Source organism: Paraburkholderia heleia NBRC 101817, from assembly GCF_000739775.1.
Classification (GTDB): domain Bacteria; phylum Pseudomonadota; class Gammaproteobacteria; order Burkholderiales; family Burkholderiaceae; genus Paraburkholderia; species Paraburkholderia heleia.
On the sequence record NZ_BBJH01000006.1, the window covers coordinates 211,388 to 228,357 of the forward strand.

Below are 16,970 nucleotides of genomic sequence, written 5' to 3' on the forward strand. Positions count from 1 at the left end.
GCACGCAGCACGCAACCACGAGTCGAGGGCCGCCCAAAGCGGCCCTCGGCCTTTTTGCCGCTCGTTCACGCAGCCTGAGCGTCGCGCGCGAGTCCCGCCATGAGGCCGCTTGCGCGCTGTACCTTGGCGAGCACTGCGCGATCGAGCACGGAGCGCCCTTCGGGCACCGCGAGCGTGAGGAACGAACGCGCACGCGTGATGCCGGTGTAGACGAGTTCGCGCGTGAGAATGGGGCTGTAGGTATCGGGCAGCACGAGCGCCGCGTGCGCGAACTCCGAGCCCTGCGATTTGTGGACGGTGAGCGCGAACACCGTCTCCACGCCCTGCAGCCGGCTCGGCGAGACCCACTTCACGCCGCCCGAGCCGTCGCCGGCCGGGAAGGCCACGCGCAGCACGCGCGGCTCGGCCGCCCCAACGGGCAGTTCCAGCGCGATGCCGATATCGCCGTTCATGAGCCCAAGCTCGTAGTCGTTGTGCATGACGAGCACGGGCCGGCCCGCGTACCACTCGCCGTGCGGGTCGATGAGCCCCTCTTCGTGCAGCAGGCGCGCCACGCGGCGGTTCAGGCCTTCGACGCCCCACGGGCCGCGCCGCAGCGCGCAAAGCAGCTGAAACGCGCCGTGCGCCTCGAGCACGCCGGCGGCCCAGCCGGACAGTGCCTCGGGCGTCGCGCCGGGCGCGGGCCGGGTCGTGCGCATCGTTTCGAGGTAGTGGCGATAGCCCCGGCGCTGCGCGTGCGCGGCACGGTGTTCGCCCACGCGGCCATCGACGATCAGCGAACGCAACGGGCCGTCATCGTCGGCAGGACACACGAGACGCGCGAGATCCTCGTAGCCCCGTGCCCAGATCTTCGCGACACCCACCGCATCGCCCATGTTCACGCGTTCGGCCAGCGCGCCGATGCCGCTTTCCGATGCGAAGCGATGGCTCTCGCGCAGCATCGCGATGGCCTGGTCGAGCGGCAGGCCGTGCACGTCGAGCATGGCCGCGTCGATGCGCTCGCCCGTGGCCGCTTCGAGCCATGCCCGCGACGTCTGCATGTAGTGCCCTTCGCGCGCGCGGTCGCACAATTCGCCCAGCACCGCCCCAGCCTCGACCGATGCGAGCTGGTCCTTGTCGCCAAGCAGGATGAGCCGCGCGGAGGGCGGCAGCGCGTCGAGCACGGCGGCCATCATTTCGAGGTCGACCATCGAGGCCTCGTCGATCACGAGCACGTCCACGGGCAGCGGATTCGCGGCGTCGTGCCTGAAGCGCCGGCTGCCGGGCCGCGTGCCGAGCACACGATGCAATGTGGTCACGACGGTCGGAATCGCATTGCGCAGCGCCACGGCGTCGACGTGTGCCTGCAGTGCATCGAACGGCAGCCGCTCCACCGCGCCCGCAATCGATTCGTTCAAACGCGCCGCGGCCTTGCCGGTGGGCGCGGCAAGCCGGATGCGCAAGGGCCGCGCCGCACGCGTCCCCTGCCCCGCGTGCCCGAGTGCGAGTGTCTGCAGGAGTGCCAACAGTCTCACGACCGTCGTCGTCTTGCCCGTGCCCGGCCCGCCCGTGACGATGCTGAACGCGCTGCGCGCGGCGAGCGCGCAGGCGAGCTTCTGCCAGTCGGCGGCGCGCGCAGCCTGAGCGGCTCGTGCCTCGCCGTTACGCGGCGGGAACAGCGCATCGAGCGCCGCGCGCGCGATATCGAGCGGCAGCGCGGCTTCGACTTGTGCGGCGCGCGTGAGCCGGCGCTCGATGCCCTCGCGCACGTCCTGCTCGTATTGCCAGTAGCGCCGCAAATAGAGCCGCGTGCCCGCGAGCACGAGCGGCGTGTTGCCTTGTGCGACGTCGGTGGCCGATGTCTCTTCGCTCACCAGATCGGGCACCGCGAGCGCCGCGCGCCATTGCGCGAGCGTGACGCCCGCGAGCACTTCGGCAGGAGGCTGCGCCGGCACCGCGGCCAGCACTTGCGGCCCGTCCGGCGGCAGGGACAGCGCGAACGCCGGGTCTTCCAGCGTGGCCTTCAAGTCCAGACACACGTGACCGCGCCCAAGCTGATGGCTCGCAAGCGCCGCCGCCAGCAGCAACAACGGCGGGCTGTGCGGCGCTTCGGTCCACAGAAAGCGCGCGAATGCGGCATCGAGCGTACGCAGCCAGCCGCGCTCGACCCAGTTGTCGAGCACGCCGAGCATCTGCACGGCCGTTTCGCGCGCGGCGCCTGGCCTCCGTTCCGGCACCGCGTCGGGCAAGTCCAGATTCTCGAACAAGTCGCCGGTGAGGCCGTCCTGCCCTTTCGTGCGGCGCCTCGTCATGCCACGTCCTCCAGCGCGTTGCGACGCGCGAAGAGCGCGTCGAGTCGTTCGATCAGTTCACGCGGCGGCCGCTCGCAATGCAGCCCCTGCCCCGGCGCACGGCCGCCGCGCAGGAAGAGATACACGGCCCCGCCCACGTGGCGGTCGTAGTCGTAGTCGGGCAAACGCGCCTTGAGCAGCCGGTGCAGCGCGAACAGATAAAGCACGTATTGCAGCTCATAACGCGAATGCAGGATCTGCGCGCGCATTTTCGCGCTCGTGTACGACGCATCGTCAGGGCCGAGCCAGTTCGACTTGTAGTCGGCCACGTAATAGCGGCCTTCGTGTTCGAACACGAGGTCCATGAAACCCTTGAGCATGCCGTTGAGCGTGGCGGCGTCGAGCGCGGGGCGCGCCTCGCCATCCAGCGTGAATTCGGTGACGAGCGCATCGATTGCGAGCGTATCGACGGCATGCGCCGTGACCCAGAATTCCAGTTCGGCCATATACGCGCCGGGTTCGAACTGCGCGAACGCCACGGGCGCGACGCTTTCGCCTTCGATGTCCGGCAGGCGCAGCGGCGTGCGCACCATCTCCAGCATCCAGGCCGTGAGCGTGTCGATCCAGTGCGACCAGCCGCGCACGCTGCAGCGCCGCGCGACCATGTCGCGCACGCGCGCTTCGTCCCGCGCGATTTCGGCGAAGCCTTCGTTGGCGGCCCATTCCATCAGTTCGTGCAGGAAGGTGCCCGCGTCCGCGCCGCGCTCGAAGCCGTGCATCGGCGCAAGCGCGGGTGCGACGAGCGTCTGGCCGGCGCTTGCGACTGCTTCGTCGTCCGCGGGCGGCACGCTCGCCTCGAGCAGTTCGAGGAACACGTCCTCGCTGCGCGTGTCGGGCGCGCCGCGCGCAGCGTCCGCTTCGACAGGAACACCCGAACCGATCGACGTTTCGAGCGTCTTGAGACTCGAATAGCTCGCGATCCACCAGCGTTCGCGCTCGCGCGGCACGAGCGTGCGCGCCTCGCCGCGCACGGCGCCGGTGTCGCGCAGCGCGAGCACGTCGCGGCTTGCTTCGGGAGCGGGCGCGACGGCGATGTCTGCGCATGGGCCGCGCAACGCACCGAGTAATGCTTCGGTTTCCTCAGCAGGCATGGCCACGCCGCCGCCCAGCAGATAACCCAACGCGCTCGCCTCGACGCCCTGCACCGGGCCATAGCCGACCCACGTCGCGTAACGCGCGCGCGTCAGTGCGACGTAGAGCTTGCGCAGATCTTCGCCGAGGCGCTCGCGATCGGCCTGACGCAGCACGCGCGCGTCGGCCTCGAGCGTCACGTGCAGTTCGCCATCATCGTCGTGCCACTCGAGGGGCACGTCGTCGGGCTTGACGGCGCGGTGCGCGCACGCGAACGGCAAGAACACGAGCGGATATTCGAGGCCCTTCGACTTGTGGATCGTGACCACCTGCACGAGTCCCGCATCGCTTTCCAGACGCAACTGGCGCGCGTCCCCTCCGCCGCCCGCGCTTTCGTCTTCGCGCTGCTCGTCGAGATAGCGGATCAGCGCGTGCTCACCGTCGAGCTGCGTGCTCGCCTGTTGCAGCAGTTCGGCGAGATGCAGCAAGTTGGTGAGCGCGCGCTCGCCATTGAGCCCCGCGCCGGCCGCTTCGCCAAGCAAGCGCTGCGGCACGTGAAAGTCGTTGAACAAGCGCCGCAACAGCGGCAGCACGCCCTTCCTGCGCCAGCATTCGCGGTACTCGCGGAACTGCAGCACGCGCGACTCCCACGCGACCTCGTCGTGGCCGAGCCGATCGAGTTCGGCCCATGCGAGCCCGAGCGTAGGCGTGGCGAGCGCCGTGCGCACGAGGCGGCCGTCGTCGGGCTCGGCGCAGGCCGCGAGCCAGAAGCGCAGTTCTTCGGCCTGCGGCGTCTGGTACACCGAGTCGCGGTCCGAGAGATAGACGCTGCGCACGCCGCGCGCGGCCAGCGCTTCGCGTATTGCCTGCGCCTCGCCGCGGTTGTTGACGAGCACCGCCATGTCGGCGGGCTGCAACGGCCGCATGCCACGTTCGCCCGAGAAGCCCGCGGCCTGCTGCTGGCCGAGGTTGAGCAGGCGCACCATTTCGGTCGCGCAGCTGCCGGCCATGCCCGCGAGATACGTGCCCTTGCTGAGCGGCTTGCCATCCGTGGGAGGCGGCATCCACCAGAGGTTGAGCGCGGGCAGCGCCGCACCGGCTGCTACCAGCTCCTCGGGCCGTCCATGCGCATCGGCAGCGACGAACGGCAATGCATTTTCGCATCTATCAGGGCTGCGAAACAAAAACGCGCCGCTGCCCTCGGGCCGCGATTCCGCCGCCTCGAAGCAACGGTTCACCGCCTCGACCATCGCGCGCGTCGAGCGGAAATTTTTCCTGAGCGTATAGAGCCGCCCTTCACAGGCACGGCGCGCACGCAGATAGGTGTAGATGTCCGCGCCGCGAAACGCGTAGATCGCCTGCTTCGGATCGCCGATCAAGACGATTGCCGTGCCGGTGTCATGGTCGGCGATACGATAGATCGCGTCGAAGATCTGGTACTGAACCGGATCGGTGTCCTGAAACTCGTCGATCAGGGCGACCGGGTATTGCTTGCGGATGACTTCTGCGAGACGCGGGCCGTTCTCGCGCAGCAGCGCCGCGCGCAGCCGCGTGAGCAGATCGTCGAAGCCCATTTGCGAGCGGCGCGCCTGCTCTTGCTCGAAGCGCTTTGCCACCCAGCGCGCCGCATGGCACAGCAGGTCCTGTTTCGCCTCGGGCCGCGCAGCCAGCGACTCGCGCAAGCTTTCCATCGCCACGAAGGCCGCATGCTGGGGCGGCTCGCCCTTCACCCAGATCTCGGCGAGGCCCGCGGGCGTGAGGCGCGTCCATACGGCCGCCTTGTCGTCGAAGCCCGGATGCGCGGATTCGGGATCGTTGGCCCAGTCGCGCAGCTTGCCGATCCATGTTTCGCTGTGCTTCGAATTGAGCTTTCTGGCGTCGAACTGCTTCGCTGCGCGCGCCGCGCCCAGCAACGCTTCGACTTCGTCGATCCAGACGCGCCACGGCGCCTTCAGCGTTTCGAGTTCGTCGCGCGCGCGCTTGCGGGCCTCTGCGAGCGCCGCGCCGGGCTCGCATGCAGCGGGCAAGCGATCGGCGTGCGCGAGCAGCCCGCGTAACGTATCGTGCAATTCGTCGGGACTCGCGAACCACGCCCTCACTTCGGCGGCGCTCGCCGCGTCGAGGGGCGCCATGAAGGTGCGCCAGTAGTCGCGCACGACTTCGGCGCGCAATTCCGTCTGGTCGGTTTCGAGCGTCTGCGAAAAGAGGCTGTCGCTGTCGAACGCGTGCTCGCTCAGCATGCGATTGCACCAGCCGTGGATCGTCGAAACCGCGGCCTCGTCCATCCATTCGGCCGCAAGTTGCAGGCGGCGCGCGCACGCGGGCCACTGCTGCGGCGCGTAGTCCTCGCGCAGATCGTGCAACAGGTCCTCTCCCGGCTCGCGCTCGGGCACGTCTTCAGGCTCGACGCGGAAGCAATCGGCGGCTTCGATGAGGCGCGCGCGAATGCGCTCGCGCAGCTCCTTCGTCGCCGCGTCGGTGAAGGTCACGACGAGAATTTCGGGCGGCGTGAGCGCGCGGCCCGCTGTGCGCGCCTCGTCATCGACATCCGCTTCGCCGCTTGCCGCGTTGAGCGCGCCGTGCCCCAGCACGAGGCGCACGTACAGCATGGCGATCGTGAAGGTCTTGCCCGTGCCTGCGCTCGCTTCGATCAGGCGGCTGCCGTAAAGCGGGAAGCGCAGGGGCTCCAGGACCTGTGCAGCCATGTTCCCGAGCGCATTCATGCCGCCTCCCCTGCCTCGTTCGAGGCCCGCTTCGCACGCGACGACGCGAGCGGCGCGCGGCTCACCGGCAGCAGCAGCGTCGTGGCGAGCGTCATGAAATCGTCGTGGGCAACGAGGGCTTCGAAATGGGGGAAAGCGCGGCGCAAATACGGATTCGTCTCGCATTCGCCGGGCGTGCGGCCATTGCCCTCGTAGGCCGCGCGTGCGGCTTCCCATGCTTCGGCAGGCACCATCGCGCGCGTGCCGTCGAAGGGATCGGGCAGCTTGCGCAGCCATGCGAACGCGGTCTTCACCGCGAGCGGCAAGGGCCGGCGCGCACCGTCGTCCCATGCGGCAAGCAGCGCGAGCAGATAGTCGCGCGCAACCTGCGCGTCGAGCGGCGCGAACTCCGCCACGCCCACCTTGCTGACGATCACCGTGGTCACCGGCCCGGCCGCGATCTGCGCGGCCACGTGCGCGACCCACCAGGGCACGAGGCGATCGCTGCGATAGCGGCTGTCCTTCACGAGCGTGCCCGGCTCCAGAATCACGCGGCCGAGTGCGCCGTCCGCTCCCGCACGCAAATCGTCGAGCCAGTCGTCGAGCGAAACGACGCGGCCTTCCAACGTCGCATCGAGACGAATTTCGTACTGGTGCTCGAGCGGCTCGGGCCAGCGCGCGAGCGCCTTGCGATATTCGGCAAACAGCTCGGGCATGGGCGCGAGCAGTTCTGCGCCGATCACCTCGCCAAAGCCGCCGGCCGCGAGGTCGCCGCTGCGATGCATACGTTCGAGGCGCGCCAGCGCGGCCGGTTCGAGATCGTCTTCGCCGCGCTCCATCGCGAGGCGCTGCGCGCGGATCAGCTCGCCCTGGAGTTGCCACGCCTGCAGCGCATCCACCTCGAAGGGCTCGTGATTTTCGCTCGCCGCGTCCTCGCTTTCGAAGGCCACGCGCAGACGCTGCCGGAAGAAGTTGCGAACCGGCTCGCGCAGGAATTCGCCGAGCTCGCGAATCGACAGCGGCTCGTCGCGTTCGGGCGGCGCAAGGACTTCGGCGTTCGCTTCAGCCGCAGGCCGCACCCGTGCGGGCTTGCTCCACTCGTGAGCATACGTGTAGAGCGCCGCCTCTTCCGGGCGCGGCGGAAAATAGTCCGGGCTGAACGGCTGCAGGCGATGCTCGATGGTCAACGCATCGAGCAGCGCGTCGCCATCGTTGTCTTCGCCGCCTTCGAGCCGCCAGCCGGCCTTTAGATGATCGCGCAACTGTCCGACGAGCACCGAAGGCGGACGCGGCGTGTTGTCGGTCACGCTGCGCCCGATCCACGACACATGCAGATGGTCGCGTGCCGAGAGCAGCGCTTCGAGGAACAGGTAGCGGTCGTCTTCGCGGCGCGAGCGGTCGCCGGGGCGATAGTCGCGCCGCATGAGGTCGAAGTCGAGCGGCGTGCGGCTGCGCGGATAGTCGCCGTCGTTCATGCCGAGCAGACACACGCGCCGGAACGGAATGGCCCGCATCGGCATGAGTGTGGCAAAGGTCACCGCGCCCGCGAAGAAGCGCTGCGAGAGGCCGCCGCCTTCGAGCGCCGCGAGCCAGTTCTCCGCGACGATGGCGAGCGGCAAGGTCTGCGTGAGCGCGGCTTCGTCGCAGGCCTCGCGCCACGTTTCGAGCGCGCCGTCGAGTCGGTCCAGCGTGTAGGCGTCTTCGTCCTGCGCCGCGAAAAAGGCCGCCTTCAACGCCCGCAGACGCTCGCACCACACGGGCACCGTCGCCGGCTCGCGCAGCGTGCGCCACGCGTGGTCGAGCGCATCCACGAGGCGCGTGAGCGGACCCAGCAACGCGGCGTCGAGCCCGCCGATTTCGCTGTACGGTTCGATGCCGCGCCATGCGCCCGCCCGTTCGCCCGCGGCGTAGCCCAGCAGCATGCGCCGCAAACCGAACGCCCAGCTGTTGGGTGCGCCCAGTTCGTCGGCCTGGGGGAGCCCGAGACTCGCACGCTGGTCCGCATGCAGGCCCCAGCGGATATTCGCGCCGTCGATCCAGTTGCGCAGCGTGGGCACGTCTTCGGCGCCGATGCCAAAGCGCGCGCGCACGGCCGGCACTTCGAGCAGGTCGAGCACGTCGCTCACGCTCACGCGCGAGTACGGCAGCGCAAGCAGCATTTCCAGCGCGCCGATGAGCGGGTCGAACGCGCGCTGCGCCCGGTCGGCCACGCTGAACGGAATGCTGCGCGGGTCGTTGCCGTCGAGCAGGCCGAACACCGCCTGGATATGCGGCGCGTAGACCTCGATGTCGGGCACCATCACGATCACGTCGCGCGGACGCAATGTGGGGTCCGCCGCAAACGCGGCGAGCAGTCGGTCGTGCAGGATCTCGACTTCGCGCTGCGCACTGTGCGCGATGTGAAAGCGAATGGATTCGTCTTCCTGCGCATTGACCGGTTCCCAATGCTCGCGCGTCTCGCCGAGCGGCCGCAGATCGCGAATGTCGTCCTGCAACTGCGAGAGCAGCGTGAGCGCATCCTCGCCGTCGAACAGATCGATACGCTGGCCGATGCGCGTGAAATGCGGCGTGTACGTCTCGCGCGCTTCGTCGCTATCGTATTCGTCGAGCAGGCCGATGAAGTCGCGCCCCTGCTTGCCCCAGGCCGCGAGCAACGGCTGGGAATGCAGATGCAGCTGCGCCTCGTCGAGCTGGTCCGGCGCGCCCGCGCGGCGGCGCTGGCGCGCGTGGCGTGCGCGCAGCAGGTCCTGGTCGGCGACGATGTCGGCCCAGTAGTGCATGCAGGGGTTATGCACGCACATCAGCACCTGGCTCCAGCGCGCGAGCGCCGCGAGGACTTCCACCGACTGGCGCGCGAGGCTCGAAATGCCGAATACCACGAGCCGGCGCGGCAAGCCCTTCGGCCGTGCGTCGCCCTCCTGCCACGACTGCGCGCGCGCCATGAACGCTTCGTGCACGGCGGCGCGCCCGGTGTCGCGCAGGCCGATGCCGTCTGGCGCCTGCGCGCTCACGTCCACGAGCAGCGCGCGCCAGAGCGCCGCCTGCCAGCGCGCCTCCTCGGGCAACGGCATGCGCGCATTGCGCGCATCGATCAGCACGTCTTCGTTCGCGGCCCACGCGGCGAGCCAGTCGGCGCGATAGACCTGGTACTGGTCGAGCAAATCCGCCACGCGCTGCGCGAGCTGGAAGCACTTGCGCTGGTCTTCGTCGTTGGCCATGAAGCGCTTGAGCGGCTGATAGCCCGGCTCGTCGAGCAGCGCCGGCAGCATGCGCATGAGACGCCAGACGAGGCGCGACTTGTCGAACGGCGAGACCGCGGGCACCGCTTCGTTGCCGAGCACGGCGCGATACACCTGCCACAGGAAACGCGACGGCAGCGACATTTCGAACGCCGCCGCGATCCCGCAGCCGCCCTCCTCGGGATCGGCGGCAAACGCGAGCTTGAGCCACTGCGCGATACCGTTGCTCTGCACGAGGAACATTTCCTTTTCGAGCGGCGCGATCGGGTTCTGGCGGATCCAGCTCACGATCAGGTCGCGCATGCGCTCGGGCTGATTGCCGTGAACGAGCATCAGCCCGGTGGGCAGGTCGCGCGCGCTCAAACGAGGCTCCGGCGCGCCTGACAGACGTTACGCGCGGGTTGGGCAGATGGGGCGAGGAAGCGGAGAAAAGGAATTGCGGCCATGTCGCCTGTTCGTGTTTGGTGCCGGTACTTGCCGATACTTGCCGATACGAATGGCGCAGGCGGCAGTGCGCCCACGCGATGCGACAGTTTACGACAATCGGGACCGCGGTGAGCACCGCTTTCGCGCGCAGGCCGCCGTGTTGGCACCGGCAGGCCCTAGCCCAAACGCTTGCCCGTAGCCGGATCGAAGAAATGCAGGCGCGCCGGCGGCAAGTGCACCGCCAGCCGCTCGCCGGGCGTGGGCCGCGTTTCGTGCGGCAGGCGCACCACCACATCCGCGCTGCCCCAGCGGCCGTGCGCGAGGTTGTCCGCGCCGAGCAGCTCGCACGTCTCGACTTCGAGCGTCACCGGCTCGTTGGCGCCGCGCGCGTGCATATGCTCGGGCCGCACGCCCAGCACGCACTCGGCGCCCTTCGGCAACCAGGCCGGCGCATCGCCAAGGGGCAGATGCGGCCCGTTGTCCGCGATTTCGAAGCGCACGCCGTCGTCGCTCACGCGCCCGCGCAGCAGGTTCATGGCCGGCGAGCCAATGAAGCTCGCCACGAACATCGAAGCGGGCCGGTCGTACACCTCGCCAGGCGTGCCGATCTGCTCCGTACGTCCGCCATTGAGCACCATCACGCGCTGCGCGAGCGTCATCGCCTCGATCTGGTCGTGCGTGACGTACAGGCTCGTCGTACGCAGACGCGCATGCAGACGCTGGATTTCAAGGCGCATCTGCACGCGCAGCTTCGCGTCGAGATTCGAGAGCGGTTCGTCGAACAGGAACACCGAAGGCTCGCGCACGATCGCGCGGCCCATCGCCACGCGCTGACGCTGGCCGCCCGAAAGCTCGCGCGGCTTGCGCTCCAGCAGCTTGCCCAGTTCCAGGATTTCGGCGGCCGCCGCGACGCGCGCCTCGATCGTCGTGCGGTCGAGGCCCTGCAGCTTGAGGCTGTAGCCCATGTTGCGCGCGACCGTCATGTGCGGATAAAGCGCGTAGTTCTGGAACACCATGGCGATGTCGCGATCCTTGGGCTCCACGCGATTGACCACTTTCCCGCCGATGGCGATCTCGCCCGCCGTGATGGTCTCCAGCCCCGCGACCATGCGCAGCAGCGTGGACTTCCCGCAGCCCGACGGGCCGACGAGCACCAGGAATTCGCCGTCCGCCACCTGCACGTCGATGCCGTGCAACACCTGTTGCGCCCCGTCGTACGACTTCGTGACGCCCCGTATGCTCAATGCCGCCATGCCTTCCCCCGAATTGCATCCATGCTTATTTCTCCACGTCCACGAGGCCGCGCACGAACCAGCGCTGCATGGCCAGCACCACCACGAGCGGCGGCAGCATGGCGATCATCGTCGCGCACATCACGAGATGCCATTGCGTGGCCGCGTCGCCGCTCGAAATCATGCTCTTGATACCCACCACGGCGGTCGTCATCGAAGCCGTGCTCGACATGAGAATCGGCCACAGATACTGGTTCCAGCCGTAAATGAAGGTGATGACGAACAGCGACGCGATGTTCGTTTTCGATAACGGCAGCACCACGTCCCAGAAGAAACGCAGCGGCCCCGCGCCGTCGATGCGCGCGGCCTCGATCAACTCGTTGGGCAGCGTGAGGAAGAACTGGCGGAACAGAAACGTGGCCGTGGCCGAGGCGATGAGCGGCAGCGTGAGGCCCGCGTAAGTGTTCGTGAGATGCAGCGTGGCCGCGACTTGCACCGTCGGGAAAATGCGCACTTCCACGGGCAGCATGAGCGTCACGAAGATGAGCCAGAAGGCGAGGCGCCGGAACGGAAAGCGGAAAAACACGATCGCATAGGCCGAGATGATCGAAATGGCGATCTTGCCGACCGAAATCGCGAGCGCCGTGATGACGCTGTTCATGAGCATCGCGCCGAACGGGCTCGCCGCGCTGCCCGTGCCCACGTTCCACACGGTCGCCATGTTCGCGAACAGATGGGTGCCCGGCACGAGCGAGAGCGGCACCGAGAAGACTTCTTTCTCGTTCATCGTGGCGGCGCAGAACGCCACGTAGACGGGGAAAGCCACCACCGCCACCCCGAGCAGCAGCATGACGTGGCAGAACAGGTTGAAGTATTTGCGGTTCTCTACCATAGGTAAGCAGCCCCTAGTACTGCACCCGGCGTTCGATGAAGCGGAACTGGAAGATCGTGAGTGCGGTGACGATCAGCATCAGCACGACCGACTGCGCGCCCGAGCTGCCGATGTCGAGCCCCCGAAAGCCCTCGTCGAAAATCTTGTAGACGAGCGTGCGCGTGGCCTGGCCAGGCCCGCCGCCCGTTGCGGCGTCGATCACGGGGAAGGTGTCGAAGAGCGCGTAGACCACGTTCACCACGAGCAGAAAGAAGCTCGTGGGCGAAAGCAGCGGGAACGCGATGCCGAAGAAGCGCCGCACGGGGCCCGCGCCGTCGATGGCGGCCGCCTCGAAAAGCGATTGCGGAATCGATTGCAGGCCCGCGTAGAAGAACAGGAAGTTGTAGCTGATCTGCTGCCAGACCGATGCGATCACAACGAGCGTCATGGCCTGGCCGGGATTGAGCGCGTGATTCCATGTCACGCCCAGGCGTGCGAGCGCAAAGGTCACGAGGCCAATGCTCGGGTTGAACAGAAAGCCCCACAACACGGCGGCAATGACGGGCGCAACCGCATACGGCCAGATGAGCAACGTTTGATAAAAGCGCTTGCCGCGCGTCACATGGTGCGCCATGGCGGCCAGCAGCAGCGAAATGGCGAGGCCGCCGAACGTGACGAGCGCCGTGAACACGAGCGTCGTCTGGACCGAGGCCAGATACAGCGGATCGTGCAGGAGCCGTGTGAAGTTGGCGAAGCCGACGAAGACGGACGACGTGCCGAAGGCGTCCTGGGCCTGGGTGGACTGCAGGAGCGCCACGCCGGCCGGCCATAGAAAAAAGATCACGGTCACCGCAAGCTGCGGGCCGACGAGCAGGTACGGCAGCAGGCTCGCCCCAAAACGGGAGCGTTGTTCCATTGCGTCACTCTCCTCGAGTGGCGGCGTTCGGACAGGCGCGAACACCAGCTCACGCGGCGTGTTGATCGAATTGAATCGCTGATTTGGCCACCCCGTGGGCGGCGCCGCGTTCGCATTCTAGCCGAGACTCGTGACAATGCGGGCCAAAGCGCGGGCCAAAGCGCGGGTCAAAGCGCGGGACTGGCGGCCGCGCTGCGGCGCCGGGAGCGGGATCGGCACAGGCAGACACCGGGCGATCGGGCTGCGGGGAGTGACGATCCGGCGCGCGGCGTATCCCGACCGCGAAAAGAGCGGGGACGTCACCGCCCCCTGACTTCATCGTTCGACTGCCGCTCAGGCGAGCGCCGCCGCGGCAAATTTGCCCATGTCCGTGGCCGGATCGCGCAGCGCATCGAGATCGAGCTTCACGCCCTTGCCCACGAGCTTCTTGCCGCACAGGAAATCGGGCATCGAATTGACGGCGTCGACCGCGAGCAGCGCGCGCTCCTTCAGGTAGTACACCGCGAAGCGCCGCGCGCCGGGGTCGCCGCGCACGATGGCCTCGTCATAGCCTTCGAGCAGGCCCACCGTCTGCAGCTTGAGGTCGTACTGATCGGACCAGAACCACGGCGCGTCGCACGCGGGACGCGGCTTGCCGACGATCGCGGCGGCCGCGAGCTTCGCCTGCTCCACCGCATTGTGCACGCTCTCCAGGCGAGCCGCGCGGCCATAGTGCGCAAGCGGCCGGTACGCGCAATCGCCGATCGCGAAGACGTCCGGGTCGTTCGTGCGCGCGTCGTCGTCCACCTGGATGCCGTTGGCGCACGTAATGCCCGCCGCTTTCGCGAGCGCCTCGTTCGGCAGGATGCCGATGCCGACCAGTGCGAGCGTGGCGGGTACGATCGCGCCGTCCGCCAGCTCCACGCCGGCCAGTTTGCCGCCCTCGCCCACGAGCGCCTCGATCTTCGCGTTCAGGCGCAGGTCCACGCCCTGGGCGCGATGTTCGTTCGCATAGAAGGTGGAAACGGTCTCGCCCGTCACGCGGCCCAGCACCCGCGGCGCGGCTTCGAGTACGGCGACCTCGTGGCCGAGCTGGCGCGCCGCCGCTGCCGCTTCGAGGCCGATATAGCCGGCGCCGATCACCACGAGCTTCTCGCCCGGCTTCACGCGCTCGCGCAACATATCCGCGTCGGCGAGCGAGCGCAGCGCGACCACGCCGGCGAGATCGTGGCCCGGCACCGTCAACGCGCGCGGCGTCGAGCCGGTGGCGAGAATCAGCTTGTCGTACTGAAGCTGGCTGCCGTCGGCGAGCGTGAGCGTGCGGCTCGCGCGGTCGAGCGACTGCGCGCTCGCGCCGAGCGCAAGCTCGATGCGCTGCTCGTCGTAGAACGCGCGCGGTTTGAGCCACAGCCGCTCGACGTCGGCCTCGCCCTTCAAGTAGGCCTTGCTGAGCGGCGGCCGGTGATAAGGCGGCACCGGTTCTTCGCCGACCAGCACGACGCGGCCGCCGAACCCATATTGCCGCAGCAGCGCCGCGGCGTTGCCGCCTGCATGCCCTGCCCCAACGATCACCACCGTGCCGCCGTTTTCCTGCATGTCCGCCCCCCGCATTTTCCCGCTTGCTGCAACGTTAATGGATGCATGGCGCGCATCGGCGGCCACGACTCATACGCGCGCCTGAACCGTCGCGCCAATGAGCTTGCCCGCGCCGTCCGCCGTGCCAGGATCGAGATCATCTCATGGTTTGCAGGTGCACGCCGCGCCTGGTCGAAGACGCGATCGATCGTCCGGCGCAGGCATGAGGATATCGCTCTGGACTTCGAAGGAGCACCAAACCTCGTTGAGCAGGCCTGGCGCTAGAATCATCGAACTCACTCCCGACGCCCCCCTGCATTGGAGAACCGCACGCCATGAATTCGACCCCAGCGCCCCGCCGCCCGCGCGTGTATCTCGCCGGCTTCGACGTCTTCCGCCGCGACGCGCTCGAGCACGGCGCACGCCTCGTCGCCGCGTGTGCGGAATTCGGCTTCGAGGGCGTTTATCCACTCGACGCGCAGGCGCCCGCGGACCTCGACGGCCCGCGCAAGGCTGCGTGGATCTATCGCGCGAACGTCGAATCGATCCGCGCCGCCGATATCGTGATGGCGAATGTGAACGACTTTCGCGGCCCCGGCGAGCCCGACTCCGGCACCGCCTTCGAGATCGGCTACGCGGCCGCGCTAGGCAAGGAAATCTGGGCCTATTCATCCGACGAAGGCACGCTCATCGAACGCGTGCCTTCCGTGCCCGACGCGCAGGGGCGCGTGTGCGAACGCGGCTATCTGGTGGAAGATTTCGGCCTGGCCAGGAACCTGATGATCGCGTGCGCGGCGCGTCTCGTGCAGGGCGACGCGCGCGCGTGCCTCGAAGCCATGGCGCAAGGACGCACGCCATGACCGCGTGCAAACGCGTGCGCCGGCGCCAGCAATCATTTCAATGATGCATGGCGCTCATCGTGCTCATGCGCTGGAGCGCGCGAATGCGCGCCACTGCGGGGCGGTCCGTCACGGCGACCTGATAGAGTTTCGCGAGGTCGGCCTTGAGCGCCGTGCGTGAGCCGGCGTCGAGATACACCATGTGCCCCGAGGGATAGAAGCGCGCGCTCAGGTTGTCGCGCACCTTCTGGTCGAGAAGCGGCATCTTCTGCAGGTCGATGACGGTCTGGTAGAACGGCGTGACGAAGTCGTAGTAGCCGTTCGCCGAAAGCACGCGCAAATCCGGATTCAGCGCCATCACCGCCGCGAGATCGCCGGCCGTGTAAAGCACGATATTGCCCTGCGCGTCCACGCCCTTTTGCGCCCCCGTCGGATCGATGTGGCCGAAGTTCCAGTTCTTGAACGCCTGGTCGTTCAGGTCCGTGAACGACGAGTTCGTGCGGAACTTGAGCTGCTCGTTCAGGTAGCTGTTCCACATCGCCGTATAGACGCCGCTCACTGCCGTCATGGTGGGATCGTTGCCGCCCGAGTTGGGGTCGATGTTGCCGGCAATGCCCGTGTCGATGGCGGTCACGCGGCCGTCGTACGAACCGAGCGCCACGCCCTTGTCCTTCAGGAGCGTCGTCAGAAAAAGCGAATTGCCGCGGCTGTCGTACGAGGCGATGTCGAGATTCCACGACTCCAGCGTTTGCGTGTCGATGCCCGTGTATTGCGACAAGGTCTTGAGCGTCGCCGGAATGCTCTTGTCGCTCGGATCGGGAAACTTCGAGAGCGCCTGCAGATAATCGGTGCGCGCGAATTGCGCGACCTGCGCGGCGAACGCCTGCAAGTCGGTCGGCGCGGGCGTCACGCCAAGACGCTTGTGGTACCACGCATCGGCTGCCGCCGTGGGCAGCGCGCCCACCGGATTGCCGCTTTGCGTGTAATCGAGAATCGACGACTGCAGCGTGATGCCGTTCAGATCCACACCATCCTCGTGCAGCCGGTAGGCCAGCACGCAGCTACGTGCCGTGCCATACGATTCGCCATAGAGAAACTTGGGCGAATTCCAGCGATCGTTCGCCGTGAGGTAGCGCTTGATGAATTGCTTGAGCGAATCGGCGTCCTGGTCCACGCCCCAGAAATCGCGATTGTGATGCGGCGCAATCGCGGCCGAATAGCCGGTGCCCACCGGATTGATGAAGATGAGGTCGCTCTTGTCGAGCAGGCTGTCCGGATTGTCTTCGAGCGTATAGGGCGCGGGCGGCGTGAAGCCCGGCATCGAGGTCTTGATGCGCTTTGGCGCGAACGAGCCGAGCAGCACGAACACCGAAGAAGAGCCCGGGCCGCCGTTGTAGAAGAACGTGACGGGACGGTCCTGCGCCTGCGCGCCGTCCTTCGTGAACGCCACGTAGAAGATCCTCGCGTTGGGCTGCGAGCTGCTCGAATCGACGGTCACGAGGTGACCCGCCGTCGCCGTATAAGCAATGACCTCCTTGCCGATCTGGATGGCGTGATGCGTGATCGCGGCGTTCTCCGTCACGTCGGTGACGAAGTCGTCGGGCCCGTTGCCGTAAGCGGTGGGATCGAAGCACGGCTGGTCGGCCTGCGAGCGATGCTTGCCGTTGCCGCCCGCGGGACTGGCCCCTTGAGTGCCGCCGTTGCCCCTGGTGGACTGCGCTTCGTCGTTCATGTCGTCTCCACTTTCTGTGTGTTCGCGTTTGAGACAGTGAATGCAACTTCGAATGCAA

At 67.7% G+C, this 16,970-nt stretch carries 9 protein-coding genes; 1 reads left to right on the plus strand and 8 read right to left on the minus strand.

All coding sequences use genetic code 11. The features are described 5' to 3' along the window. Window positions 1–65: 65 nt before the first annotated feature. The 7 genes from recD to BHE01S_RS06645 form a co-directional block, all read right to left on the minus strand. The gene (gene recD, locus BHE01S_RS06615; protein WP_084068618.1) at window positions 66–2,291 is read right to left on the minus strand and encodes an exodeoxyribonuclease V subunit alpha; all 2,226 of its coding nucleotides are present in this window, start codon (window positions 2,289–2,291) and stop codon (window positions 66–68) included. Then, on the minus strand, window positions 2,288–6,124 hold the full coding sequence (recB, locus tag BHE01S_RS06620; RefSeq protein ID WP_042261837.1) for an exodeoxyribonuclease V subunit beta: 3,837 nt from the start codon (window positions 6,122–6,124) through the stop codon (window positions 2,288–2,290). The genes recD and recB overlap by 4 nt, the downstream gene beginning before the upstream one ends. After that, window positions 6,121–9,705 carry an exodeoxyribonuclease V subunit gamma gene (recC, locus tag BHE01S_RS06625; RefSeq protein WP_245639654.1) on the minus strand — a complete coding sequence of 1,195 codons (3,585 nt, stop codon included), beginning with the start codon at window positions 9,703–9,705 and terminating at the stop codon, window positions 6,121–6,123. Before recC ends, recB begins: the two co-directional genes overlap by 4 nt. Before the next feature lie 239 nt (window positions 9,706–9,944). Beyond that, the gene (locus BHE01S_RS06630; protein ID WP_042261841.1) at window positions 9,945–11,021 is read right to left on the minus strand and encodes a sn-glycerol-3-phosphate import ATP-binding protein UgpC; all 1,077 of its coding nucleotides are present in this window, start codon (window positions 11,019–11,021) and stop codon (window positions 9,945–9,947) included. Window positions 11,022–11,046: 25 nt separating this feature from the next. After that, window positions 11,047–11,892, minus strand: a complete 846-nt coding sequence (gene ugpE / locus BHE01S_RS06635) for a sn-glycerol-3-phosphate ABC transporter permease UgpE (RefSeq protein ID WP_042261843.1) — start codon at window positions 11,890–11,892, stop codon at window positions 11,047–11,049. A 13-nt stretch (window positions 11,893–11,905) separates the two neighbouring features. Beyond that, on the minus strand, window positions 11,906–12,787 hold the full coding sequence (gene ugpA, locus BHE01S_RS06640; protein ID WP_042261844.1) for a sn-glycerol-3-phosphate ABC transporter permease UgpA: 882 nt from the start codon (window positions 12,785–12,787) through the stop codon (window positions 11,906–11,908). 333 nt (window positions 12,788–13,120) lie between these two features. Next, window positions 13,121–14,362: an NAD(P)/FAD-dependent oxidoreductase gene (locus tag BHE01S_RS06645; protein ID WP_084068620.1), complete on the minus strand. Its 1,242-nt coding sequence runs from the start codon at window positions 14,360–14,362 to the stop codon at window positions 13,121–13,123. Between the two features lie 314 nt (window positions 14,363–14,676). On the opposite strand from BHE01S_RS06645, the gene BHE01S_RS06655 reads away from it, so the two are divergent. After that, entirely contained in the window at window positions 14,677–15,201 is a 525-nt protein-coding gene (locus BHE01S_RS06655) for a nucleoside 2-deoxyribosyltransferase (RefSeq protein ID WP_042261850.1), read from the plus strand. Between the two features lie 37 nt (window positions 15,202–15,238). On the opposite strand, the gene BHE01S_RS06660 is transcribed toward BHE01S_RS06655, so the two are convergent. Then, the gene (locus BHE01S_RS06660) at window positions 15,239–16,912 is read right to left on the minus strand and encodes a S10 family peptidase (protein WP_042261851.1); all 1,674 of its coding nucleotides are present in this window, start codon (window positions 16,910–16,912) and stop codon (window positions 15,239–15,241) included. Window positions 16,913–16,970: the final 58 nt, after the last annotated feature.